The 23,428-nt window shown below is 71.9% G+C and carries 17 protein-coding genes; 8 read left to right on the forward strand and 9 right to left on the reverse strand.

Features of this window, described 5'->3' with window-relative positions:
* From AB0N02_RS20735 to tkt, 7 genes are all read right to left on the reverse strand, one after another.
* Window positions 1-3,606, reverse strand: a 3,606-nt coding sequence (locus AB0N02_RS20735; protein WP_363948784.1) for a pentapeptide repeat-containing protein, incomplete at its 3' end; no start/stop codon positions are given.
* A 106-nt stretch (window positions 3,607-3,712) separates the two neighbouring features.
* On the reverse strand, window positions 3,713-4,486 hold the full coding sequence (gene pgl / locus AB0N02_RS20740; RefSeq protein WP_363948787.1) for a 6-phosphogluconolactonase: 774 nt from the start codon (window positions 4,484-4,486) through the stop codon (window positions 3,713-3,715).
* A 194-nt stretch (window positions 4,487-4,680) separates the two neighbouring features.
* Window positions 4,681-5,592: a glucose-6-phosphate dehydrogenase assembly protein OpcA gene (locus AB0N02_RS20745; RefSeq protein ID WP_363948790.1), complete on the reverse strand. Its 912-nt coding sequence runs from the start codon at window positions 5,590-5,592 to the stop codon at window positions 4,681-4,683.
* Complete coding sequence (zwf, locus tag AB0N02_RS20750; RefSeq protein WP_363948792.1) at window positions 5,593-7,272, reverse strand: glucose-6-phosphate dehydrogenase; 1,680 nt, start codon at window positions 7,270-7,272, stop codon at window positions 5,593-5,595.
* Window positions 7,272-8,900, reverse strand: a complete 1,629-nt coding sequence (locus AB0N02_RS20755; RefSeq protein WP_363948795.1) for a glucose-6-phosphate isomerase — start codon at window positions 8,898-8,900, stop codon at window positions 7,272-7,274. Before AB0N02_RS20755 ends, zwf begins: the two co-directional genes overlap by 1 nt.
* 5 nt (window positions 8,901-8,905) lie before the next feature.
* Window positions 8,906-10,009 (reverse strand): transaldolase, encoded by a 1,104-nt coding sequence (gene tal, locus AB0N02_RS20760; protein ID WP_363948798.1) that lies wholly within the window; start codon window positions 10,007-10,009, stop codon window positions 8,906-8,908.
* Window positions 10,010-10,011: 2 nt separating this feature from the next.
* Window positions 10,012-12,123, reverse strand: coding sequence for a transketolase (gene tkt / locus AB0N02_RS20765; protein ID WP_363948801.1), 2,112 nt, complete (start codon window positions 12,121-12,123; stop codon window positions 10,012-10,014).
* Between the two features lie 306 nt (window positions 12,124-12,429).
* Here tkt and AB0N02_RS20770 point away from each other — a divergent pair, with 306 nt between their 5' ends.
* Both AB0N02_RS20770 and AB0N02_RS20775 read left to right on the forward strand, forming a co-directional pair.
* The gene (locus tag AB0N02_RS20770; protein WP_363948803.1) at window positions 12,430-13,383 is read left to right on the forward strand and encodes a heme o synthase; all 954 of its coding nucleotides are present in this window, start codon (window positions 12,430-12,432) and stop codon (window positions 13,381-13,383) included.
* Between the two features lie 223 nt (window positions 13,384-13,606).
* Window positions 13,607-14,926: a PrsW family glutamic-type intramembrane protease gene (locus tag AB0N02_RS20775; protein WP_363948806.1), complete on the forward strand. Its 1,320-nt coding sequence runs from the start codon at window positions 13,607-13,609 to the stop codon at window positions 14,924-14,926.
* Here the strand turns inward: AB0N02_RS20775 and AB0N02_RS20780 are convergent.
* Together AB0N02_RS20780 and AB0N02_RS20785 are read right to left on the reverse strand one after the other, a co-directional pair.
* A complete protein-coding gene (locus AB0N02_RS20780) occupies window positions 14,890-15,606 on the reverse strand; it encodes an ElyC/SanA/YdcF family protein (protein ID WP_363948809.1) in 717 nt (238 codons plus the stop codon). The two genes, AB0N02_RS20775 and AB0N02_RS20780, sit on opposite strands and share 37 nt — an antisense overlap.
* A 57-nt stretch (window positions 15,607-15,663) precedes the next feature.
* Window positions 15,664-16,659 (reverse strand): COX15/CtaA family protein, encoded by a 996-nt coding sequence (locus tag AB0N02_RS20785; protein ID WP_363948812.1) that lies wholly within the window; start codon window positions 16,657-16,659, stop codon window positions 15,664-15,666.
* Between the two features lie 235 nt (window positions 16,660-16,894).
* Here AB0N02_RS20785 and AB0N02_RS20790 point away from each other — a divergent pair, with 235 nt between their 5' ends.
* From AB0N02_RS20790 to AB0N02_RS20815, 6 genes are read left to right on the forward strand one after another with little or no spacing between them, the layout of a single operon-like run.
* A complete protein-coding gene (locus AB0N02_RS20790) occupies window positions 16,895-18,082 on the forward strand; it encodes an FAD-binding oxidoreductase (RefSeq protein ID WP_363948815.1) in 1,188 nt (395 codons plus the stop codon).
* Window positions 18,079-18,555, forward strand: a complete 477-nt coding sequence (locus tag AB0N02_RS20795) for a (2Fe-2S)-binding protein (protein ID WP_363948817.1) — start codon at window positions 18,079-18,081, stop codon at window positions 18,553-18,555. Before AB0N02_RS20790 ends, AB0N02_RS20795 begins: the two co-directional genes overlap by 4 nt.
* The gene (locus AB0N02_RS20800) at window positions 18,552-19,964 is read left to right on the forward strand and encodes an FAD/NAD(P)-binding oxidoreductase (protein ID WP_363948820.1); all 1,413 of its coding nucleotides are present in this window, start codon (window positions 18,552-18,554) and stop codon (window positions 19,962-19,964) included. The genes AB0N02_RS20795 and AB0N02_RS20800 overlap by 4 nt, the downstream gene beginning before the upstream one ends.
* A complete protein-coding gene (locus AB0N02_RS20805; RefSeq protein WP_363948823.1) occupies window positions 19,964-20,860 on the forward strand; it encodes a dihydrodipicolinate synthase family protein in 897 nt (298 codons plus the stop codon). The genes AB0N02_RS20800 and AB0N02_RS20805 overlap by 1 nt, the downstream gene beginning before the upstream one ends.
* Before the next feature lie 9 nt (window positions 20,861-20,869).
* Window positions 20,870-21,871 (forward strand): proline racemase family protein, encoded by a 1,002-nt coding sequence (locus tag AB0N02_RS20810; RefSeq protein ID WP_363948825.1) that lies wholly within the window; start codon window positions 20,870-20,872, stop codon window positions 21,869-21,871.
* The gene (locus AB0N02_RS20815; protein ID WP_363948827.1) at window positions 21,868-23,280 is read left to right on the forward strand and encodes an aldehyde dehydrogenase family protein; all 1,413 of its coding nucleotides are present in this window, start codon (window positions 21,868-21,870) and stop codon (window positions 23,278-23,280) included. The genes AB0N02_RS20810 and AB0N02_RS20815 overlap by 4 nt, the downstream gene beginning before the upstream one ends.
* The last annotated feature ends 148 nt before the right edge of the window (window positions 23,281-23,428 follow it).

Below are 23,428 nucleotides of genomic sequence, written 5' to 3' on the forward strand. Positions count from 1 at the left end.
GGTGCGGGTCGGGGTGCCGGTGGCGAGGTCCCACAGGTGTACGGTGCCGTTGTCGCCGCCGGTGGCGAGGTGGGTGCCGTCGGGGCTCCAGGCCATCGGGAGCACGCTGCCGGTGTGGTCTTCGAGGGTGCGGGTCGGGGTGCCGGTGGCGAGGTCCCACAGGTGTACGGTGCCGTTGTCGCCGCCGGTGGCGAGGTGGGTGCCGTCGGGGCTCCAGGCCACCGTGTGAACCCTGCCGATGCGATCTCCAAGGGTACGGATGAGGGCACCCGTGGTCGGGTCCCAGATGTGTGCCCTTTTCCCGCCGGAGGCGGATGCCAGGAGGGTGCCGTCTGGGCTCCAGGCCACCGTTCTGGCGGATCCGTCCGGCAGGATGGTCAGCCGGGCCGCAGAGACGGTGTGCCAGGGGAGGGCGGCTCCGAAGGTGTCCCGGCCGTCGAGGAGACCCGACGGGACGGTCGCTCCCAGGAGGATCGTCCGTGACCAGCGTGTCCCGTCAGCTCGGATACCGGTGAGATCGGTGGCGATCAGCTTCGCGAAGGAGAAGGCGGCTCCCGTCAGATCGGCGTTCCGCAGCCGGAGTCCTACCCCTGAGCTGTGCCGTAGGTCGGCGGAGGCCAGGTTCGCCCCGGAGAGGTCGGCGTCGTCGAGCCGGGCCTCCCGGAGATCCGCGCCTGACAGGTCCGCGTCGCGCAGGTCGGCTCCTCTGAGGTCGGCTCCTCTGAGGTTCGCCTCCGGCAGCCTGACGACCGGGAAGGGGACGATGCCCGCGTGCGCGGAGGCGCCCAGTCTGCGGAGCAGGGTCAGCGCGTTCAGCTTGGCCGCCTCGGTTGTCTCCTCCGGCAGAGCCCAGAGCCGGGAGCGGGCCCAGCCGATCGCCCTCTCTCGGCCCGCGAGTTCGGCGACGAAGTCGATCATCAAGTCGGAGACGGGCCGCAGCGTCAGCTCGGCCGGGTCGAGGCCCGGCTCGCCGAGCTGGTCGGCGACCTGTTCGGCGACCAGCCACTCCATCACCGAGCGGTGCACGAACTTGAAGCGGTCCGCCTCGGGGCGGACAAGCAGGGTGCCCGATCCGATCATGTGGGAGGCCTGGTCCATGGTGAGCTGGAGGTCGGCCAGGCTCTCCAGCGCTCCGGCGGCGGCGCCGAGCGTCTCTAGGTCGAGGGCCTCCTCACCGGAGCTCCACAGCCGCAGGGCCAGTGTCCGCACCGCGTTCCAGCGGTCCTCGACCGACAGCGACGGCGCCGCGCCCCTCGGCTGGGCCCGGTCGTACTCGAACTCCAGCCAGCGCTGCAGCAGCTCGCGGTAGAGCACCGCCGCGCTGATCGTGCCCTCCCGGTCGCGGACCCGGCGAAGCCGGTCCTCGTCGAGGCGGGCGATGAAGCTGAGCATGCGCGGGTTGCGCGACAGGCCCAGCAGGTCGCGCACGTCGCGCAGCAGCCCGAGCCGGGCGCGTGCCCCGGCCTCGTCGCCGTCCAGCAGCCGGGTCAGGAAGGCCAGGATCTGCGCGTCGTCGAAGTCGTGGATCTTGACGAGCCTGCGGCCCGGCATGCCCGCCAGCCGGGTGGCCAGGGCCGTCTCCACCTGCCGGTCCGACAGGAAGTACTGGGTACGGCTGGTCAGCACCACCTTCGCCCGCCCCTGCGCGGCCCGCACCAGCGTGCTCAGGTGCTCGGCGGCCTGCTCGTAGGTCACCCGCAGCGCCAGCTCGTCGAAGCCGTCGAACAGCAGCAGCACCCGCCCCTCCTGGATGAGGTAGCGCAGCAGCCGGTGGTCGATGACCTCCTCACCTCCGGCCGTCAGGTGCGCGGCCAGCAACTCGTCGAGGCCGTGGGCCTTCTCCAGGTCCCGCAGCTGGATCAGGACCGGGATGACCGGTGGCACGCCCTCCTCGTAGATCAGCCGGGTCAGCTCGCGCAGCAGGAAGGTCTTGCCGTGCCCGAACTCGCCGAGCACGACGACGAACCGGCCCTCGTGGTCGGCGACCCACTCCCGCAGCCGCTCCAGCAGGTCCGTCCGGGCCTGGGCCGTTCGCTCCCGGTCGCCCATGACGCCGAACCGCTGCGGGACGTAGAGCGAGGGCGGGTAGATCTTGCTGTTCGCCAGCCGCTCGGCCTGTCCCCTGGCGTAGGGCTGCAGGTCGTACATGCCCTGGAACTCCATCAGGCGCTGTAACCGCAGGCCGCGCATGCCCGCCCACCGGCGCAGCTCCTCGGGGGCCGGGTCGCCGTCGTAGACGAGGACCGAGGTCAGGTGCGGATCGCCCGCCCGGTAGCGCGCGTCCACGCCGGAAAGGAAGGTCTCGATTGTCTCCCGGGCCGGTGTTCCCTCGTGGGCGCCCACCGGATACAGCGACACCTGGGGCTCGCCCGGCACGGCCACCCGGAGATAGCCGGAAAAACGCCCGCCGCTCGTCGTGACCTTCTCCACGAGCGCGCCCGGATGACGGACCTCGCAGACCCGTTGCACCCGGGTGAGGAGATCGTCGCGCCGACGCTCCGAGCGGCCGCCCGCCTGGGCGAAGGACTTGACCTCCCGGTACTCGTCTCTGTCCCCCTCCTGGTCGTCGTCACCGGCCGGATCGGGGAACGCGGCGCCCGCCTGGTCGAAGGAACGCCGTACCGTCCGGGTCGGCTCGTCCGGCCTCCTGCCCACGCCCGTGTCGCCCTCCCAGCGGGAGCGGGCCGCGTTGTAGCGCCTGCCGTACACGGTCAGGCCCGTCCGTGACAGCCGGATCAGCTGGTACTGGTTGGGCACCTCCTCGGGGCGGGCCTGCTTGCGCACGCCGGCGCTGCCGGCGCACAGCACCGGCAGGCCGTCGGCGCCGAAGCTGCCGATCCTGCCCTCGTGGGTGTGGCCGTGCAGCAGCACGTGCAGGTGCGGGGCGAGCAGTTCCTCGAACCGGTCGCGGTCACGCAGGAAGGCGTCGTCGCCCGGATCGTTGATCCCCGGGTTGTGGTGCATCACGCCGATCCGCAGCCAGCCCCGCCGGGTGTGCTCGCGTAATCGCTCGGCGAACCAGCGCAGTTGCTCCTCGCCGCAGTATCCGTAGTGGTCGGTGTCCCGGTGGGTCTCGGCGACGGTCGAGTTGAGCCCGGCGACGACGGTCCTCAGCTCCGGCATCTCGAACAGAGTCCAGGGCTGGTCCTTGGGGAAGGATATGCCCGACTTATCTGCATAAAACTGCCCGAACATCCTGAAGTACGGCTGCCATTTTGGCCAGTAAGGAGGAGTTGGTGTAGTTTCGTCCCCCTCGCAGTCCTCGAAATACGCCCGGCACTTCTTCCAGTTGACATCGTGATTTCCCGGCACCATCGCCACGCGCTCGCGTCCCAGGCCCAGCCCCTCCGACAACTCGGTGAGGAACTCGCCGACCCTGGTGAACTCGTTGGGAAGCGCCCACTCGGCCAGATCGCCCGAGGCCACCACCAGGTCGGGGCGCACGCCGTACTCCTCGCCGAGCCAGGCGACGTCCTCCAGCAGCCGGGCGGCCAATGAGGAGAATCGCCGGTCTCCGGCTGTTATCCCCTCGGTTCCGAATCGATGCTCTCCACCGAACTGCGTGTCGGAGACATGGAGCACCGTAATCGACCGTTCCCTGTTCATCGTCCCCCCGCCCGCGTCGCCGTGGCGGTAATCATAGGGCGATTCTTTATGAGAAAAGCCCCGTGAACGGACATGCCATTCACGGGGCTTGACGGGAAACGCGGGATCAGGGAGAGGAGATGCGGCCCAGGGACGGGGGGATCTTGGAGGCGGCGGCCCTGTCCAGCAGGAACAGCGTCCGCTGGCGGCCGCGGGCGCCCGCCGCCGGGACCTGCATCGGCCCCGAGTCCGCCAGCGCCAGCCGTACGGCTCCCGCCTTCTCCTCACCCGCGGCGACCACCCACACCTCGCGCGCGCTCTGGATGACCGGCAGCGTCAGCGAGATCCGGGTGGGCGGAGGCTTCGGGGAGCCGTGCACCGCGACCACGGGGCGCGTGTCGTAGAGCGCCGGCAGGCCGGGGAACAGCGAGGCCACATGGCCGTCCGGGCCCATGCCGAGCATCAGGACGTCGAAGGAGGGGGTGGGGCCGTGGTCCTCGGGGCGCGCGGCCCGGCGCAGTTCCTCGGCGTAGGCGTCGGCCGACTCCTCGGCGGTCATGCCCGAGTCGGGACCGCGCATCACGTGGACGCGGGCGGGGTCGACGTCCACGTGGTCCAGGAGGGCCTGGCGGGCGCCGGTCTCGTTGCGCTCGGGGTCGCCGGACGGCAGGAAACGCTCGTCGCCCCACCAGATGTCCAGGTTCCGCCAGTCGATCGCGTCTCGGGCCGGGCTGGCCGCGATCTCGGCCAGGGTGGCGATGCCGACGGTGCCGCCGGTCAGCACCAGGGAGGCCGAGCCCTTGCCCGACTGGGCGTCGACGGCCCGGGTGATCACCCGGGCGGCGACGGCCTTGGCGAGCATGTCGGCGTCGCGATGGATGATCACAGTGGGAACGCTCACGGGACTTCTCTTTCGACTTCGACGGACTCCCGGCGGATCCCGCGGCCGTCTTCCGGCACGGGGACCGCGTCAGCGAGTCTTCGGATCTTGGAACAGGTCTTCGGTGAGAACGGTCTTCGGCGAGGCCGGGCCCGCGGGACGGGGCTCGCGATGAAACAGCGCCCCGCGGCGGACCGCGGGGCGCTGCGCACGGGTCAGGACCTGTGGCCGCGGGACAGCCGCCGGAGCGTGGCCTCGTAGATCTCGTCGGGGTCCAGGCGTCGCATCTCCTCGGCCAGCAGCTCCGAGGTCGGGCGCCGGGTCAGGGCGACCTGGCGGTCCGGCTGACCGGGACGCGACAGCGTGGCCAGGCGCCCGTCGCCGCGGGTGATGGTGATGTCCCCCTCGGCCGTGGACAGCTTGACCGCGGTCAGGCCGGGCCCCTCGGACTCGGTGACCTTCACCGGCGCGCCGAGACGATCGCTCAGCCAGGCCGCCAGCAGCGACGCGCTGGCGTGACCGGCCACGGCCTCGACGCTGCCCTTCTTCACCTTGCCGACCGGCTGGTCGAACGCGGCGGCCAGCAGGCTCCGCCACGTCGTCAGCCGGGTCCAGGCCAGATCGGTGTCGCCGGGCACGTAGCCCTTGAGCCGGCCGACGATCTCCTTCACCGAGTCGGCCGCCGAGCGCGCGTCGACGATGCGGCGCTGGGCCAGCACGCCGATGGCGTCCTTGGCGGGCATCTCCGGGGCCTCACCCGGCCACCAGGCCACCACCGGGGTGTCGGTGAGCAGCAGCGGGCCGACCACCGAGTCGGCGTGCTCGGTGAGCTCGCCGTACAGGCGCAGCAGTATCACCTCGCCCGGGGTGGACTCGCCGAAACGGATCTCGGCGTCGAGGCGGTTCGGCTCCTTCGGGTCGCGGGGGATGACGACCAGTATCCGGGAGGGGTGCTCCCGGGCGGCATCGGTCGCCGCCCGGACCGCGTCGTACTGGTTGCTCTCGTCGGCGACCACCACCAGGGTCAGCACCATGCCGACCGCGGGGGTGCCCATCTGGTGCCGCAGCTGGGTGAGCTGGGAGGAGATCTTCGACGCGGTCGTGCCGGTGAGCATGAAGCTCGTCATCTACAGCCTCCTCCATGTGCGCCCGTCGCGGGCCATCATCTCGTCGGCGGAGGCGGGACCCCACGTGCCCGCGGGGTACTCCTCCGGCGCTCCCTGGGTGGCCCAGAAGTCCTCGATCGGGTCGAGGATCTTCCACGACAGCTCGACCTCGCGCTGGTGCGGGAAGAGCGGCGGGTCGCCGATCAGCACGTCCAGCAGCAGTCGTTCGTAGGCCTCGGGGGAGGACTCCATGAACGACTCGCCGTAGGCGAAGTCCATCGAGACGTCCCTGACCTCCATCGCGGTTCCGGGCACCTTGGAGCCGAAGCGCACCGTGATGCCCTCGTCCGGCTGGACCCGGATGACCAGGGCGTTCTGCCCCAGTATCTCGGTGTCGTCCTTGCTGAACGGCAGGTGCGGCGCGCGCTGGAAGATCACCGCCACCTCGGTCACCCGGCGGCTGAGCCGCTTGCCGGTGCGCAGGTAGAACGGCACCCCGGCCCAGCGGCGGTTGGCGATGTGCAGCTTGACGGCGGCGTAGGTCTCGGTGATGGAGTCCGGCGGGATGCCGTCCTCCTGGGTGTAGCCCGCGACCGGTTCGCCTCCCTGCCAGCCCGGACCGTAGCGGCCGCGGGCGGTGGACAGCGCCAGGTCGGGCGGCAGCTGCACCGCCCTGAGCACCTTCTCCTTCTCCCGGCGCAGCGAGTCGGCCCCGAACGACGTCGGGTCCTCCATCGCCACCAGCGCCAGCAGCTGCAGCAGGTGGTTCTGGATCACGTCGCGGGCCGCGCCGATGCCGTCGTAGTATCCGGCCCGGCCGCCGATGCCGATGTCCTCGGCCATCGTGATCTGGACGTTGTCGACGTAGCCCCGGTTCCAGATCGGCTCGAACAGGTTGTTGGCGAACCGCAGCGCCAGGATGTTCTGGACGGTCTCCTTGCCCAGGTAGTGGTCGATGCGGAACACCGAGCTCTCGGGGAAGACCGCGCTGGTGATCGCGTTGAGCTCCTGGGCGCTCTTCAGGTCGTGCCCGAAGGGCTTCTCGATGACCACCCGGCGCCAGGCCCCCTCGGGGCCGTTGGCCAGGCCGGTCCGCTTGAGCTGCTCGACCACCACCGGGAAGAACTTCGGCGGCACCGACAGGTAGAAACCGTAGTTGCCACCGGTGCCCCGGGTCTGGTCGATCTCCTTGAGCATCATGGCCAGCGCGTCGAAGGCACCGTCGTCGGTGAACTCGCCCGGGCAGAAGAAGATGCCCTCCGACAGCTGCTTCCAGACCTCCTCGCGGAACGGCGTCCGCGCGTGCTCCTTGACGGCGTCGTGGGTGAGCCGCGCGAAGTCCTGGTCCTGCCAGTCGCGGCGGGCGAAGCCGACCAGGGAGAAACCGGGGGGCAGCAGCCCCCGGTTCGCCAGGTCGTAGATCGCCGGCAGCAGCTTCTTGCGCGCCAGGTCACCGGTCACCCCGAACAGCACCAGCACGCACGGCCCCGCCACGCGCGGCAGGCGCTTGTCGCGCGGGTCGCGCAGCGGGTTGGCCTCGACCAGCGCCTCGGTGGTGGCGGCGGTGGCCACCACCGAGGCGGCGGCCGTCGACCGGTCGGGGAGCCCCGCGGTACCGGTCTCGCCGCCCTGCACGCCGTCCGAGCTGGGCTCGACGGTGCCGGTGTCGAGAGGATGGGTCTCGGACTGCTTGTCGCTCATCAGACCTCCCGCGCTGCCTCAAGCAGGCGTGTGACACCGGCGGCGCGATCGGTCAGGTGCAGCCGTACGGCCGGGCGTCCGCGGCCGGCCAGCGCGCCCAGGTCTCCCAGGGCCTGCGCGAGCTGCAGACGGCCCAGGGTGTACGGCCTGCCGGGAATCTCGACGTCCTCCTCGACGGCCCCGGTGATCTGCAGGAACACGCCGTTCTGCGGTCCGCCCTTGTGGTACTGGCCGGTGGAGTGCAGGAAACGGGGACCCCACCCGAAGGTGATCGGCCGCTCGGTCCGCACCGCCAGCCGCCCGCGCAGCGTGGCCGGGTCGGCCTCGCTCCACGCGTCGGTCATCTCCTCGAACGAGGCGCCCTCGGCGTGGGGGGCGTCGAAGGCCGCCTCCCGGTCGAGATAGGCCATGATCGCGAGATAGCCGTCGGAGGGGACGGCCTCCAGCAGCCGGGTGAACACCTCCGACAGGTCCTTGGGGGCGTGGCCGCCGGGCAGCTCGCCGTACACCTCGACCGGGCCGTCGACCAGGATCGGCGTGCCGACCGGCAGCTCCTCCTGCTCCAGCAGCCTGCCGGTGTTCTCCTTGGACTCGGCGACGTTCGGCTGGTTGAAGGGGTCGATGCCGAGAACGCGGCCCGCGACGGCCGTGGCGTACTCCCACACCAGGAACTGCGCCCCCAGCGGGCCGCCGACGGTGAGCGCGCCGTCGGAGTCGATCCCGGCGACCAGCTCGTCCTCGGCCTCGCCGGGATCGGCGCCGACGACCGGCAGGATGCCCTTGCCGGACTTGCCGGTCGACTCGGCGATCAGCTGCTCGATCCAGTCGGGCAGGCCGTTGATCTCCGAGAGGCCGTCCTCCAGCACGAGCTTGTCGCGCCCGGAGACCGCCGCCGCGCCGAGGGCGGCGCCCAGCTCCAGGCCGGGGTTGCCCTCGGCCAGCGCGAGCAGCGGGCGCACCTCGTCGGCGTCGTCGAGCAGCCGCGCGACGTCGGCCCCGGCCAGCGCGCTGGGCACCAGGCCGAACGCCGACAGCGCGCTGTAGCGGCCGCCGACGTTGGGGTCGGCCAGGAAGACCGGATAGCCGGCCTCGATCGCCGTCTGCTCCAGCGGCGAGCCGGGGTCGGTGACCACGACGATCCGCTCCGCCGGGTCGATGCCCGCCTCACGGAAGGCCTTCTCGTAGATCCGGCGGTGACTGTCGGTCTCGACCGTGCCGCCGCTCTTGCTGGCGACCACCAGGATCGTGCGGTCGAGCCGGTCGCGCAGCGCGCGCAGCACCTGGCCGGGATCGGTGGTGTCGAGCACGGTCAGCGGCACGTCGGCGGTCGAGGTGATGACCTCGGGGGCGAGTGAGGAGCCGCCCATGCCGGCCAGGACCACGTGGTCCAGGCCTTCGGCATGGGCCCTCTCGACCAGTTCGCCGATCTCCGGTAGCAGCTCCCTGCTGGTCAGCGGGAGGGTGAGCCAGCCCAGGCGGATCGCCGCCTCGGCCTCGGCCTCGGGCCCCCAGAGGGTCGGATCCCCCTTGGAGAGGGCCTCGGGAACCCCCTCGGAGACGAGCCGTGCGGCCGCCTCCGACGCCTGCTCGGCCAGGTTCTCCTCACCGAACGTTACGGAAACCGACATGTGGTTCACGCCTTCCGGAGCTCGGAGGAGACGGTGGCCAGCAGTTCGTTCCAGGACGCCTCGAACTTCTCCACGCCCTCGTCCTCAAGCACCCGGACCACGTCGTCGTAGTCGATGCCGATCTCCTTGAGGGCGGCCATGGTGTTCCAGGCGTCCTCGTAGAAGGGGCGGACGGTGTCGCCGGTGACGCGGCCGTGGTCCGCCGTGGCGCCGAGGGTCTTCTCGGGCATCGTGTTGACCGTGCCCCTCGTGACCAGCTCGTCGACGTAGAGGGTGTCGGGGTAGCTGGGGTCCTTGGTGCCGGTCGAGGCCCACAGCGGGCGCTGCGGGCGGGCTCCGGCGGCGCTCAGGGCCTGCCAGCGCGGGGAGTTGACGACGTCCTCGTAGGCGGCGAAGGCGAGGCGGGCGTTGGCGACCGCCGCCTTGCCCTTGAGCGCCTTGGCCTCGGGGGTGCCGATCTTGTCCAGGCGCTTGTCGATCTCGGTGTCCACCCGGCTGACGAAGAACGAGGCGACCGACTCGATGCCCGCGAGGTTCAGGCCGTTGGCCTTGGCCCGCTCCAGGCCGGTCAGCCAGGCGTCCATCACCGCGCGGTAGCGCTCGAGGGAGAAGATCAGCGTGACGTTCACGCTGATGCCCTCGGAGATCGCCTGCGTGATCGCGGGCAGGCCCTCGACCGTCGCCGGGATCTTGATGAACAGGTTGGGGCGGTCGACCATCCACCACAGCGCGCGTGCCTCGGCGACGGTCTTGTCGGTCTCCCGGGCCAGACGCGGGTCGACCTCGATGGAGACCCTGCCGTCCACGCCGCCGGTGGCGTCGTAGACGGGCCTGAGCACGTCGGCGGCCCAGCGGATGTCGTAGGTGGTGATGGCGCGCACCGCCTCCTCGACCTCGACCCCCCGCACCGCCAGGTCGTGGAGCTGGGTGTCGTAGGCGTCGCCCTTGCTCAGGGCCGAAGCGAAGATCGTCGGATTGGAGGTGACGCCGGCCACGTACTTGTCGCGGATCAGCGACGCCAGGTTGCCGGTGCGCAGACGCTCCCGGCTGATGTCGTCAAGCCAGATGGAAACGCCCTGTTCAGACAGGTTCTTGAGAATCTCACTCATGATCAGTTTCCCGTCGTCTCGCCCTTGTCGGCCCCGGTCCGGGCGAGGCTCGCCTTGGCGGCGGCGGCCACGCGCTCGGCGGTGAGGCCGAACTGCTCGTAGAGGGTCTTGTAGGGGGCCGAGGCACCGAAGTGCTCCAGGCTGACCACTTCCCCTTCATCTCCCACGAACTCCCGCCAGCCCAGCCCGATTCCCGCCTCGACTGCGACGCGGGCGCGGACCGCCGGAGGCAGCACCGTCTGCCGGTAGGCGGAGTCCTGGGCGTGGAACCACTCGACGCACGGCATCGAGACGACCCGGGCCGGGATGCCCTGCTGCTCCAGCAGCTCACGGGCCTCGACGGCCAGCTCGACCTCCGAGCCGGTGCCGATCAGGATGACGGCGGGCTGCCCGTTCGAGGCCTCCTGGAGCACGTAGGCGCCCTTGGAGACCTTCGAGACGTCGCCCGTGCCCTCGTAGACCGGGAGGTTCTGCCGGGTCAGCGCCAGCGCGGCCGGGCGGTCGGTGTGCTCGATCACGGTCCGCCACGCGGCGGCCGTCTCGTTGGCGTCGGCCGGGCGCACCACGTCGAGGCCGGGGATGGCGCGCAGCGCCCACAGGTGCTCGATCGGCTGGTGGGTCGGGCCGTCCTCGCCCAGGCCGATGGAGTCGTGCGTCCACACGTAGATGACCGGCAGCTTCATCAGCGCGGCGAGCCGTACGGCAGGCCGCATGTAGTCGCTGAAGACCAGGAACGTGCCACCGTAGGGGCGGGTGCCGCCGTGCAGCGCGATGCCGTTGAGGATGGACCCCATGCCGTGCTCGCGGATGCCGAAGTGCAGCGTGCGGCCGTAGCGGTTCCCGGGGAACTCCTTGGTCTGGTACTCCTCGGGGATGAAGGACGGCTCGCCCTTCATCGTGGTGTTGTTCGACTCGGCCAGGTCGGCCGAACCGCCCCACAGCTCCGGCAGCACCGGCGCCAGGCTGTTGAGCACCTCGCCGGAGGCCTTGCGGGTCGCGACGGAGGCGCCGGGCTCGAAGATCGGCAGGGCCTCGGTCCAGCCGGCGGGCAGCAGCCGCTGCGAGATGCGGTCGAGCTCCGCGGCGCGCTCGGGGTTGGCCTCGCGCCAGCTGGCGTAGGCCTTCTCCCACTCGGCGCGGGCGGCCCGGCCCCGCTCGACCACGCCGCGGGCGTGCTCCAGGACCTCGTCGGGGACGTCGAAGCTCTTGGCCGGGTCCTGGCCCATGATCTTCTTGGTCGCGGCGACCTCGTCGGCGCCCAGGGCGGAGCCGTGGGCCTTGCCGGTGTTCTGCTTGTTGGGCGCCGGCCAGCCGATGACGGTGCGCAGGCGGATGAAGGAGGGCCTGCCGGTCTCGGCGCGGGCCGCCTCCATGGCCTGGTGCAGCGCCTCGACGTCCTCGGAGTACTCGCCGCCTGCGGTCCAGTCGACGGTCTGGACGTGCCAGCCGTACGCCTCGTAGCGCTTGACGATGTCCTCGCTCAGAGCGATCTGGGTGTCGTCCTCGATCGAGATGTGGTTGCTGTCGAAGACGACGACCAGGTTGCCGAGCTTCTGGTGGCCGGCGATGGCGCTGACCTCGTGGCTGACGCCCTCCTCGATGTCACCCTCGGAGGCGATGCACCAGATCGTGTGGTCGAACGGGCTGGCGCCCGTGGCGGCGTCCGGATCGAACAGGCCGCGCTCACGGCGGGCGGCCATGGCCATGCCGACGGCGTTGCCGATGCCCTGCCCCAGCGGGCCCGTGGTGGTCTCGACACCGACGGTGTGACCGTGCTCGGGGTGTCCCGGGGTCAGGCTGCCCCACTGGCGCAGGCTCTTGATGTCGTCGAGGGTCAGGCCGTAGCCCGACAGGAACAGCTGAATGTAGAGGGTCAGGCTGGAGTGCCCGGCCGAGAGAACGAAGCGGTCCCGGCCCACCCAGGCGGGGTCGGACGGGTCGTGTCGCATCATCCGCTGGAAAAGCAGGTAGGCGGCGGGCGCCAGGCTCATCGCGGTGCCGGGGTGACCCGAACCCGCTTTCTCTACCGCGTCCATCGCCAGGGCCCGTACGACGTCGACCGCCCGACGGTCCAGGTCGCTCCATTCAAGGGCTGGCACGAGTTCGCTGCTCAAGTGCTCGATCTCCGGATCTAGTTGTGTGATGGTGGCGCCGGTTTGGCTTTTCCCGCCCACACCGGACCCTAACGGTTCGGCCTCGCTACCGTTGCGTAGGCCGTCCCGGGGCGAGCCCGTAAGAGTCGGAGCAGCCAGGACATATCCTCATGGAAGACGTCACATCACGCCGCTTCCCCACCCCATGCCGGAACCGGCCACCCCAACAACTACAGTTGAGTGCTCAAGGCTGGCTGGTGCCCGCATCCACGGATTCGCTCTAATCAGAGGTTACGCGTTGACCCCGCACGTGCTGGAAGCGCCTTAATGGTGCTCACCGAGAAGCAATCGACGGCCCCGTCCGCGACGGCAGCGGCCGCGGTCACCGCACCGCGCTCGTTCGGCGACGTCGTGAAGGCCTACGTCGCCCTCACCAAGCCGCGGATCATCGAGCTGCTGCTGATCACGACGCTGCCGGTGATGTTCCTGGCCGCCAAGGGGCTGCCCCCGCTGTGGATCGCCGTCTGCACGCTGGTGTTCGGGACCCTGTCCGCGGGCAGTGCCAACGCGCTGAACTGCTACATCGACCGCGACATCGACGCCGCGATGCGCCGTACCCGCCGCCGTCCGCTGGCCAGGGAGCAGGTGCCCCCGGCCAACGCGCTGATCTTCGGCGTCATCCTCGGCGTGCTGTCGACCCTTGGCCTCGGCTTGACGGTGAATTGGCTCGCCGCGGGCCTGTCGCTGGCCGCGAACCTCTTCTACGTGCTCGTCTACTCGATGATCCTCAAGCGGCGGACCCCCCAGAACGTGGTCTGGGGCGGCATCGCCGGCTGCATGCCGGTGCTCATCGGCTGGGCCGGTGTCACCGGCAGCCTCGCCTGGGCCCCGGTGGTGCTGTTCGGGGTGGTGTTCTTCTGGACGCCTCCGCACACCTGGACCCTCGCCATGCGCTACAAGGAGGACTACGCTGCGGCGAAGGTCCCCATGCTCCCGGTGGTCGCCACCGAGCGCCGCGTGGTGCTGGAGAGCCTCGCCTACACCTGGGCCACCGTGCTGTGCTCGCTGCTGCTGTGGCCGATCGCCGGGACCACCCTGCTCTACCCCGTCGTGGCCGCCGTCCTCGGCGCCGCCTGCCTGTGGGAGGTCTACCGCCTCCTCGGCCGCGTCAACGCGGGCAAGACCGGCGTCGACCTGCGCCCGATGCGGTTCTTCCACTGGTCGAACGCCTACCTGGCGCTGCTCTTCCTCGCCGTGGCCGTCGACTCCATGTTCGTCTGAGGCGCTTGTCCGGGGTGCCGCGACCGCTGCCCGGGGTGTCGCGACCGCGCCTCGCGGGTGCCGTCCGGACCTCACCGCGACGCCAGGTGCGCGTTCCCCGCCGCTCGCGAGATGTTCCCGTCGTTTTCACGGCGCCATGTCCGGCAATACCTCCTCGTGGCCGTTTGTGGTCCGGCGCGAGGGGAGAGGGGACACGTCGTGGCTGATCGGTTACGGTTGCCGCATGGCGAGCCGTGATCCCCGCTGGGTCTTGAGGGACCGCCCGTCTGTCGCGCTGATCGCCGGACTGGTCGTCGCGGGTCTGTGCGCGCTGGCGTCGTTCTCCTTCGACCTGCTCAACGGGGATCCGGTCTACTTCTTCATCGCGCTCGCCCTGGCCCTGGCCCCGGTGCCGGTGCTGCTGGCGGCCGTGCTGGCGCTCGACCGCATGGAGCCCGAGCCCCGCAGCAACCTGATCTTCGCCTTCGCCTGGGGCGCGGGCATCGCGGTGCTGTTCGCGGGCCTGATCAACTCCTTCAACCTCGTCTACATCGAGAACACCGTCCGCCTCACCTACGACACCGCGCGCAACATCGCCGCCACCTTCGGCGCCCCGGTGGTCGAGGAGAGCATGAAGGGCCTGGTCCTGCTGGGCCTGCTCAGGTTCAGGCGGGCCGAGCTCGACGGGCCGACCGACGGCGTCATCTACGCCAGCATGGTCGGCCTGGGTTTCGCGATGAGCGAGAACGTCAGCTACTACGTGACCGCGCTGCACGACACGGGCGCCAAGGGGCTGGCGGTGACCGTCGTGCTGCGGGGGATCCTGTCGCCGTTCGCGCACCCGCTGTTCACCTCGATGATCGGGGTCGCGGTCGCCTACGCCGCCCAGCGCCCTGGTCCGGGACGCGTTTGGGTGGTCGCGGCGGGCTGGACGGGGGCGATGCTGCTGCACGGCATCTGGAACGGCTTCGCCTCCTACGCCGGCATCGGCGGCCTGGCCGTCGCCTACCTGCTGCTGATGATCGTGCTGATCGTGCTGATCTGGATCGTCTTCCGCGACCGCAAACGGATCGTCGGCCTGATCAACGGCTACCTGCCCGCCTACCAGGCGACAGGTCTGATCGCCCCGCACGACGTCGCCATGCTCTCCTCGCTGCCCGGCCGCCGTCACGCCAGGCAGTGGGCCAAGGAGAACGGCGGCGGCCCCGGGCTGCGGGCGATGAAGGACTACCAGCTCGCGGCCACCGAGCTCGGGCTGCTGCACGAGCGGGCCAGGCGTCACATCATCGACGAGCGCACCTTCAACGAGGAGCAGCAGGCGCTGCTGCACTGCATGGCCGCCGCGCGCTCGGCCTTCCCCGCGCCCCGGGATCCGGCCCCCGGCGGGAACGTCCCGCCCTACGCCGCGCCCCCGCAGCCGTCCCCGGGAGGTCACGTTCCGCCGAACGCCCCTCACCCGCAGGCCTGGGGGCCTCATCAGCGGCCCGGCCAGGGGGCCTGCTCACCGCCCCCGCCGGGTCCCGGGCCCTACCCGCTGCCGGGGTGGGGCGTCGGTCCCGACTGAGCGGTCCGGTGCAGCGCGGTCTCCAGAGTGGTCTCGCGCGGGCCGGGAAAGACGGGGGAGGAGTGGAGGACCACGGAGTCCAGGAAGCCCTTCGCCGAGGCGAGGAACTCGCGGGCCGCGTAGACGTAGGTGACGGGCCAGCGCCCGGCCGAGTCGTCGCCGACGCCGAAGGTCTCCAGGCCCGCCGTACGGCACAGCGTCACGGCCCTCGGCAGGTGGAACAGCTGGGTCACCACGGTCACCCGGGTGGCCCCGAACACCTCCCGGGCCCGCACGCACGAGTCCCAGGTGTCGAAGCCCGCGTAGTCCAGCACGAGGGCGTCGCCGGGGACGCCGTGGGCGATCAGGTAGTCGCGCATGGCGGTGGGCTCGTCGTAGCCGCTCCTGCCGTTGTCGCCGGACAGCAGGAGCGCCTTCACCCTGCCCGTCCGGTACAGCTCGGCGGCGATGTCCAGCCGCCTGGCCAGCATGGGGGAGGGACGGCCGTCGAAGGCCGCCGCCCCCAGGACCAGCGCCGTGGGCGCGGAGGGGACCCCGGCCGTCCAGCCGGGAGCGGAGTCCGCGACGGCTCTGTGCTCCGAGCTGGACAGCCAGGCCCAGGTCAGCGGGGCGAGCGCCAGCGTGCTCAGCAGGACGGTGCCCTGGTAGATGCGCCGGAGGGCCGGGCGTGAAAGTGCCATACGGTCATTGTCGCCGCGATCTTCATGCCATGACTCGATAAGGCGTGAAACGAGGGGTCAGGTGCGTGCCGCGAGGGAGCCGAGCCGGTCGTGGCCGTCCGCCGGGGCCTCCAGCGCTCCCCGCGACCGCAGCGCGAACACCACCCGCAGCGTGCAGATCCACACCAGCGTCGAACCGAGCACGTGCAGGCCGACCAGGAAGGCGGGCACGGCCAGGAAGTACTGGACGTAGCCGATGACGCCCTGGGCGAGCTCGACGCCGAGCAGGATCAGCGCCGCCCGCCGCGCGGGGGCGGGCGCCTTGGTGACGTGCAGGGCGAACAGCAGGGCGAAGGTGAGTCCCACCACGAGGTAGACCACGTCGGCGTGGAGCCTGGCCACGGTCTCGATGTCGAAGTCGAACCGGGAGGCCATCTCGTCCCCGGAGTGCGGCCCGGTGCCGGTCACCACCACTCCCATGACGAGCAGGACGGCCACCGCGGCGGTGAGCGCGTACCCCAGCCTGCGGATGTCGCGGTGGACCAGCGGCTCCGGCGGGGCGTCGCCCTCCTTGGCGCGGGCGTGGAGTGCGACGGCGGCGGCGAGCATGCCGATGGAGATCAGGAAGTGCACGCCCACGGTGACGGGGTTGAGCGCGCTGCGCACCACCAGGCCGCCCCAGAGCGCCTGCGCGGCCACGCCGGCGGGCTGTACCCAGGCCAGCCGGACCAGGTCGCGGCGGCGCGGCACCAGTCTCATCGCGGCCACCAGGCAGGCCAGGCCGGCGACCAGGACCACGAAGGTCAGCAGCCGGTTGCCGAACTCGACGGCCATGTTGATCGGCGAGATGTCGGCGTGGGCGACCGGGACGAAGCTGTCGGGGGTGCACTTCGGCCAGGTCGGGCAGCCGAGCCCCGATCCGGTGACCCGCACGGCCGCGCCGGTCACCGTGATGCCCGCGTTGGCGACGACGCCGACCAGCGCCCATCGTCGCAGGTCGACGGGCCTGGGGGACCACACGGTCCGCCAGAGGTTCACGATGCGCGAACGTGGCTGGTCAAGGAGGTGACTCACGGCTCACATGCTAGGCGGCGGAGGCGGTGGTCCCGCCGGTGACCCATGGGTGCCGGACGGCGGACGGCCGGAAGGGGCGCGGCTTACGCGGTGGACCGCCGGGTACGGATCGGCTGAACTGGAGAGACCTGGAAAGCCTCGGAGAGCCCCGGAAAGACACTTCGGCGGACGATTGATCTCCCTAGAAATATGTGACATATTACTGACCTGCCGGTTGAACGGGAGTGGGTGAGGGATGCCGGATGTCGTGGTGATCGGCGCGGGGGTGGTCGGGGCCGCCTGCGCCTACTACGCGGCGCGCGCGGGGCTGGACGTGGTCGTCGTCGACAGGGGATCCGTGGCGGGCGGCACGACCGGCGCGGGAGAGGGGAACGTCCTGGTCTCGGACAAGGAACCCGGGCCCGAGCTCGACCTGGCCGTGCTCTCCAACGGCCTCTGGCGCGACCTGGCCGGACGCGACGGCTTCGAGTTCGAGCCCAAGGGCGGGCTGGTGGTCGCCGAGACCGGCGAGACGATGGAGGCCCTCACCGGCCTGGCGGCCGCGCAGGGGGTCGAGCACACCGTGGTCGCCGCGGAGGAGCTCGGCGACCACGAGCCCCATCTGGCGAAGGGGCTCGCCGGAGGCGTGCTCTACCCGCAGGACGCCCAGGTCCAGCCCATGCTGGCGGCGGCCACGCTGATCCGGCGGGGCGCGGAGCGGTTCGGCCGCGGCACCCTGATGCTGCGCACCGGCGTCACCGTCACCGGCTTCCTCCGCTCCGGCGACCGGGTCACCGGCGTCAGGACCGATCGCGGCGACATCCTGGCCGGGGCCGTCGTCAACGCCGCCGGCACCTGGGGCGGCGAGGTCGCCGCACTGGCCGGGGTGCGCCTGCCGATCCTGCCCAGGCGCGGATTCGTGCTGGTCACCGAGCCGATCCGGGAGCCGCTGATCAGGCACAAGGTCTACACGGCCGCCTACGTCGCCAACGTGGCCAGTGACGCGGAGGGGCTGGAGACCTCCGCCGTCGTCGAGGCGACCCCGTCGGGCCCGGTGCTCATCGGCGCCAGCCGCGAACGCGTCGGCTTCGACCGCACGACGTCCGTTCCGGTGCTGGAACGCCTGGCCCGCCAGGCCGTCGCGCTGTTCCCCGTGCTGGCCGGGCGCAGGGTGATCCGGGCCTACTGCGGGTTCCGCCCCTACTGCCCCGACCATCTTCCCGTGATCGGCGAGGACCCCAGGGCTCCCGGTCTCCATCACGCCTGCGGTCACGAGGGCGCGGGCGTCGGCCTCGCACCCGCGACCGGCCACCTCATCGCCCAGACGCTGACCGGCTCCGGCCCCGACCTGGACCTGCGCTCCTTCCGCCCCGATCGTTTCGGGAACGATCGTCCCGCCGTCGATCGTCCGCCGGGCGATCGCTTCACGAAGGAACGCCGATGAAGCCGAGGAGGCAGCCGTACGATCTCGTGCGGGCCCGTCCCGAGCCGGGGTTCGAGATCAGCGTGGACGGCGTCCCCGTTCCCGTGGTCCCCGGCCAGAGCATCGGCGCCGCCATGTACGGCGCGGGCATCCGCTCCTGGCGCACCACCCGGATCGCCGGACGTCCGCGCGGGCTGTTCTGCGGCATCGGTGTCTGCTTCGACTGCCTGGTCACGGTCAACGGCGGCACGTCACTGCGGGCCTGCCTGGTCGAGGCACGCCCGGGGGACACCGTGACCACCGGGACCACCGGGACCACCGGGACCACCGGGACCACCGGGACCACCGGGACCACCGGGACCACCGGGACCACCGGGACCACCGGAACCCCTGGGGGCGCCGGGACCACCGGCGACGCGAACACCGCGGGCGCCGGGGCCGCCGCCGGCGGGACCGCGGGCGAGACGGGCGGGGAAGGGAGGAGTGCGGGGTGAGTCGCGTGTACGACCTCGCCGTGATCGGCGCGGGCCCCGCCGGGGTCGCGGGCGCGCTCAGCGCCGCACTCGCGGGGCTGGACGTGGTGCTGGTCGACGGCGCGAGCAGGCCGGGCGGCCAGTACTTCCGCCACCTGCCCGAGGGGTTCGGCGCCCGCAGGCCCGGAGCCCTCCACCACGGCCTGGACAGGTTCCTCCGGCAGTGGGAGGCGCTCGGCGAGCGCGCGACCGTGCTGCTCGGCCACCGGGTGTGGGCGGTGGAACGCGCAGGGGAACGCGCCGGGAGGCGGGACGGCGGGCGCGAGGGCACGGTGACCGTACGGTGCCTGGCGGGGGACCGTGAGGAACGGCCCCGCACGGTTGTCGCCCGTGCCCTGCTGATCGCCACCGGCGCCCACGACAGGCCGCTGCCGTTCCCCGGCTGGGACCTGCCCGGTGTGCTCACGGCGGGCGGGGCCCAGGCCCTGCTCAAGGGCGACCTCGTCGTCGCGGGCCGCGAGATCGTGGTCGCCGGGACCGGCCCCTTCCTGCTCCCGGTCGCCGCCGGGCTCGCCGAGGCGGGCGCGCGCGTGCGCGGCGTCTACGAGGCCAACGGCCGTTTCGGGCTCGCCAGGCACCCGCTGCTCGCCGCGCGCAAGACCGCCGAGGCCCTCGGTTACGGCGTGAGCCTGGCCAGGCACCGGGTCCCCTACCACGGCCGCCACGCGGTGATCGAGGCCCACGGCGAGGACCGGCTGACCCACGTCACGGTGGCGAGACTGGACGCGGAGTGGCGCCCCCTCGCCACCAGGACCGTCGAGTGCGACACCCTTGCCTGCGGCTACGGGTTCGTCCCCCAGCTCGAACTGGCGGTGCAACTCGGCTGCGAGACCCGCCGCGGCGCGGACGGCGTCCCGGTGGCCGCCGTCGACGCGGGACAGCGCACCAGCGTGCCCGGCGTCTACGCGGCCGGGGAGACCACCGGGGTCGGCGGGGCCGGCCTGGCCGAGGCCGAGGGACGTCTCGCGGGCCGTACCGCGGCCGCCGACCTGGGCCGCCGCGTCCCCCCGGCGCCCGTCCTGTCACGGCGCGTGGACCGCCTGTCCGCCTTCGCACGGGCACTGCACCGGGCCTACCCGGTACGGCCGGGCTGGCAGGGATGGCTGCGCCGGGACACGCTGATCTGCCGCTGCGAGGAGGTACCGCTGTCGGCCGTACAGCAGGCCCTGGAACTGGGCGCGACCGACGCGCGCGCCGTGAAACTGCTGGCCCGCACCGGCATGGGCTGGTGCCAGGGCCGGATGTGCGCCCACGCCGTGGCCTGCCTCGCGGGTGGGGACCCGGAGGCCCCCCGGCGCCCGATCGCCCAGCCGATCCGGCTCGGCGACCTGGCCACCTTGACCGAACCCCCCGTGGAAGGACGACCGTGATGACGACGACCCGTGTGAGACCGTGGCACGGAGTGATGGTGGCCACCGCGCTGCCCCTGGAGGACGATCTCTCGATCGACCTGGACGGCTACGCGGAGCACTGCCGCTGGCTGGTCGCGAGCGGCTGCGACGGCGTGGTGCCGAACGGGTCGCTGGGCGAGTACCAGACGCTGAGCGAACAGGAGCGGACCCGGGTCGTCGAGACCGCGGTCGCGGCCGTCGGCGGCGACCGGGTCATGCCGGGAATCGCCGCCTACGGGGCGCTGGAGGCCCGCCGCTGGGCCGAGCGTGCCCGCGCCGCCGGATGCAGGGCGGTGATGCTGCTCCCGCCGAACGCCTACCGGGCCGACGAGCGGACCGTGATCGAGCACTACCGCGAGGTGGCCGAGGCGGGCCTGCCGATCGTGGCCTACAACAACCCCTTCGACACCAGGGTCGACCTCACCCCGGAACTGCTGGCCAGGCTGTACGCCGAGGGCCTGATCACGGCGGTCAAGGAGTTCAGCGGCGACGTCCGCAGGGCCTACCGGCTGGCCGAGCTCGCCCCCGGCCTGGACCTGCTGGCGGGCGCGGACGACGTGCTGCTCGAACTGGCCGTCGCGGGCGTGGTCGGCTGGGTGGCCGGATACCCCAACGCGCTGCCCCGCTCCTGCGTGGCCCTGTACCGGGCGGCCGTCGCCGGGGACCTGGCCACGGCCCTGCCGCTCTACCGCGCGCTGCACCCGCTGCTCCGCTGGGACTCCAGGACCGTGTTCGTGCAGGCCATCAAGCTCTCCATGGACCTGGCCGGGCGCCGGGGCGGGCCCAGCAGGCCGCCGAGGCTGTCGCTGGTCCCCGAGGAGGAGGCGGCCGTGCGCGCCGCGACCGAGAAGATCCTGGCCGAGGGCCTGGGGTAGGAAGGGCCGATGCGGACAAAACGGGTTTTCCATGCGGTGGACTCCCACACCGAGGGCATGCCCACCCGGGTGATCACCGGGGGAGTCGGTGTCATCCCCGGCGCGACCATGGCCGAGCGCCGCCTGCGCTTCATGGCCGAGATGGACCACGTCCGGACCCTGCTCATGTACGAACCGCGCGGCCACGCGGCGATGAGCGGGGCCGTCCTGCAGCCGCCGTCCCGCCCCGACGCCGACTACGGGGTGCTCTTCATCGAGGTCTCCGGCTGCCTGCCGATGTGCGGCCACGGCACCATCGGTGTCGCCACGGTCCTGGTGGAGACGGGGATGGTCGAGGTCGTCGAGCCGGTCACCGTCATCCGCCTCGACACCCCGGCCGGCCTGGTGGTCGCCGAGGTGCGGGTCGAGGACGGCGCCGCCACGGCGGTCACCATCACCAACGTGCCCTCCTTCTGTCTCGGGCTGGAGCGCACGGTCAAGGTGCCCGGCCTCGGCGAGGTCGTCTACGACCTGGCCTACGGCGGCAACCACTACGCGATCCTGCCGATCGAGTCCGTCGGCCTGCCGTTCGACCGCTCGCACGGGCAGCGCGTCCTCGACGCGGGCCTGGCGATCATGGAGGCGATCAACGAGCAGGACGAGCCCGTCCACCCGCTCGACCCCGCGATCAGGGGCTGTCACCACGTGCAGTTCACCGCTCCCGGCTCCACCGCCCGGCACTCGCGGCACGCGATGGCCATCCACCCCGGATGGTTCGACCGCTCGCCGTGCGGTACCGGGACCAGCGCCAGGATGGCCCAGCTCCACGCCAGGGGCGAACTGGCCCTGGACACCGACTTCGTGAACGAGTCGTTCATCGGCACCCGGTTCGTCGGCCGCCTCGTCGGGGAGACGAGCGTCGCGGATCTGCCCGCGGTGGTTCCGACGATCACCGGGAGGGCATGGATCACCGGAACCGCCCAGTACTTCCTCGACCCCCGTGACCCGTTCCCCGAAGGTTTCCTGCTTTGATCCCCGCAATCAAACTGATCGAGAGCCGTTCCCCGCAGGCCCCCGCCGACATCGTGGCCTCCTTCCCCGCGGCGGGGGAGGCGGGCGTCCAGGCCGCCGTCCTCCTGGCCCAGGCCGTACAGCACGACTGGGCGGCGCGCAACGCCGCCGCGCGCGCCGCGGCGCTGGCCAGGGCCGCCGACGCCGTCGAGGCGGCGGGCGATGAACTGGCCGCCCTGGTGGTCCGCGAGGTCGGCAAGCCGGTCACCGAGGCCAGGGGCGAGGTCGCCCGCTCGGTGTCGATCCTGCGCTACTACGCCCAGCAGGTGTTCGACCCGGTGGGCGCGGTCCACGAGCCGTCCGGCGCCGGGTTGCTGTTCACCCGGCGGCGCCCGCTCGGCGTCGCAGGGCTGATCACCCCGTGGAACTTCCCGCTGGCCATCCCGCTGTGGAAGGCCGCGCCCGCGCTGGCGTTCGGCAACACCGTCGTGCTCAAGCCCGCTCCGCAGGCCCTGGCGTGCGCGCTGCGGCTGGCCGAGCTGCTCGACCTCAACGAGTTCCAGGTCGTGCCCGGCGGCGCGGAGGAGGGCGCGGCGCTGGCGGAGGCCGCCGACGTGGTCTCCTTCACCGGATCGGGCGCCGCGGGCGCGTCGGTGCGGGCCGCCGCCGTACGGCGCGGCGTGCCGGTGCAGGCGGAGATGGGCGGTCAGAACGCCGCCATCGTGCTGCCGGACGCCGACCTGCAGAGTGCCGCGGCCCAGATCGCGGCGGCGGCGATGGGCTTCGCCGGGCAGAAGTGCACGGCCACCAAGAGGATCATCGCGGTGGGCAACGGCGACGAGGTGCGCCAGGCGGTGGTCGCGGCCGTGGCGAGGCTCGGGGTCGGCGATCCCGCGGATCCGGGCACCGCCGTCGGCCCGCTGATCGACCGGGCGGCCCGGGACCGGGTCCTGGAGGCCGCCGCGGGCGCGGTCGCCGCGGGCGGCCGGATCCTGACGGGCGGCCGGATCCCAGGGAGCGCGAGACGCGCGGGAGGCGCGGCGACGGACTGGGGCGGGAGCGGCTGGTACGTCGAGCCGACGGTCGTCGACGGCCTGCCGGCCGACCATCCCCTGGCCCGGGAGGAGGTGTTCGGGCCGATCTGCGTGGTGCAGGACGCGTCCTCGGCCGACGAGGCGGTGGCGCTGGCCAACGGCGTTCGCCACGGGCTCGCCTCGGCCGTCTACACCCGCGACCTGGACCGGGCCCTGGACCTCGGCGCGCGCCTGGACACGGGACTGATCAAGGTGAACGCCCCGACCAGCGGGGTCGACTTCTACCTGCCGTTCGGCGGGGAGAAGGAGTCGGGCTACGGGGGCAGGGAGCAGGGCAAGGCGGCCCAGGAGTTCTACACCTCCTCTCACACCATCACCATCAGTCCGTCAAGCTAAAAAAGGTGGCTAAAAGGGGCATCTTCCGGCCGGGGGGTGTCCCTTGACTTTTGCTCGTCACCGGCCAAAAAACGAGGTGTGAACGTCAACGGTCCTGTGTCGCGGTTCTGACGCACGTACCCACAGTTAGTGCAATGTCACACATCAG

This window comes from Streptosporangium sp. NPDC051022, from assembly GCF_040683035.1.
Taxonomy (GTDB): domain Bacteria; phylum Actinomycetota; class Actinomycetes; order Streptosporangiales; family Streptosporangiaceae; genus Streptosporangium.

Excerpts from the sequence above, each read along its gene's own strand:
- AB0N02_RS20790 (WP_363948815.1), top strand. The coding sequence starts at position 16,895 with ATGCCGGATGTCGTGGTGATCGGCGCGGGGGTGGTCGGGGCCGCCTGC.
- AB0N02_RS20775 (WP_363948806.1), top strand. The coding sequence starts at position 13,607 with ATGGCGAGCCGTGATCCCCGCTGGGTCTTGAGGGACCGCCCGTCTGTC.
- tal (WP_363948798.1), bottom strand. The coding sequence starts at position 10,009 with ATGAGTGAGATTCTCAAGAACCTGTCTGAACAGGGCGTTTCCATCTGG.
- AB0N02_RS20795 (WP_363948817.1), top strand. The coding sequence starts at position 18,079 with ATGAAGCCGAGGAGGCAGCCGTACGATCTCGTGCGGGCCCGTCCCGAG.
- AB0N02_RS20805 (WP_363948823.1), top strand. The coding sequence starts at position 19,964 with ATGACGACGACCCGTGTGAGACCGTGGCACGGAGTGATGGTGGCCACC.
- AB0N02_RS20745 (WP_363948790.1), bottom strand. The coding sequence starts at position 5,592 with ATGACGAGCTTCATGCTCACCGGCACGACCGCGTCGAAGATCTCCTCC.
- AB0N02_RS20770 (WP_363948803.1), top strand. The coding sequence starts at position 12,430 with ATGGTGCTCACCGAGAAGCAATCGACGGCCCCGTCCGCGACGGCAGCG.
- zwf (WP_363948792.1), bottom strand. The coding sequence starts at position 7,272 with ATGAGCGACAAGCAGTCCGAGACCCATCCTCTCGACACCGGCACCGTC.
- AB0N02_RS20780 (WP_363948809.1), bottom strand. The coding sequence starts at position 15,606 with ATGGCACTTTCACGCCCGGCCCTCCGGCGCATCTACCAGGGCACCGTC.
- AB0N02_RS20755 (WP_363948795.1), bottom strand. The coding sequence starts at position 8,900 with ATGTCGGTTTCCGTAACGTTCGGTGAGGAGAACCTGGCCGAGCAGGCG.
- AB0N02_RS20810 (WP_363948825.1), top strand. The coding sequence starts at position 20,870 with ATGCGGACAAAACGGGTTTTCCATGCGGTGGACTCCCACACCGAGGGC.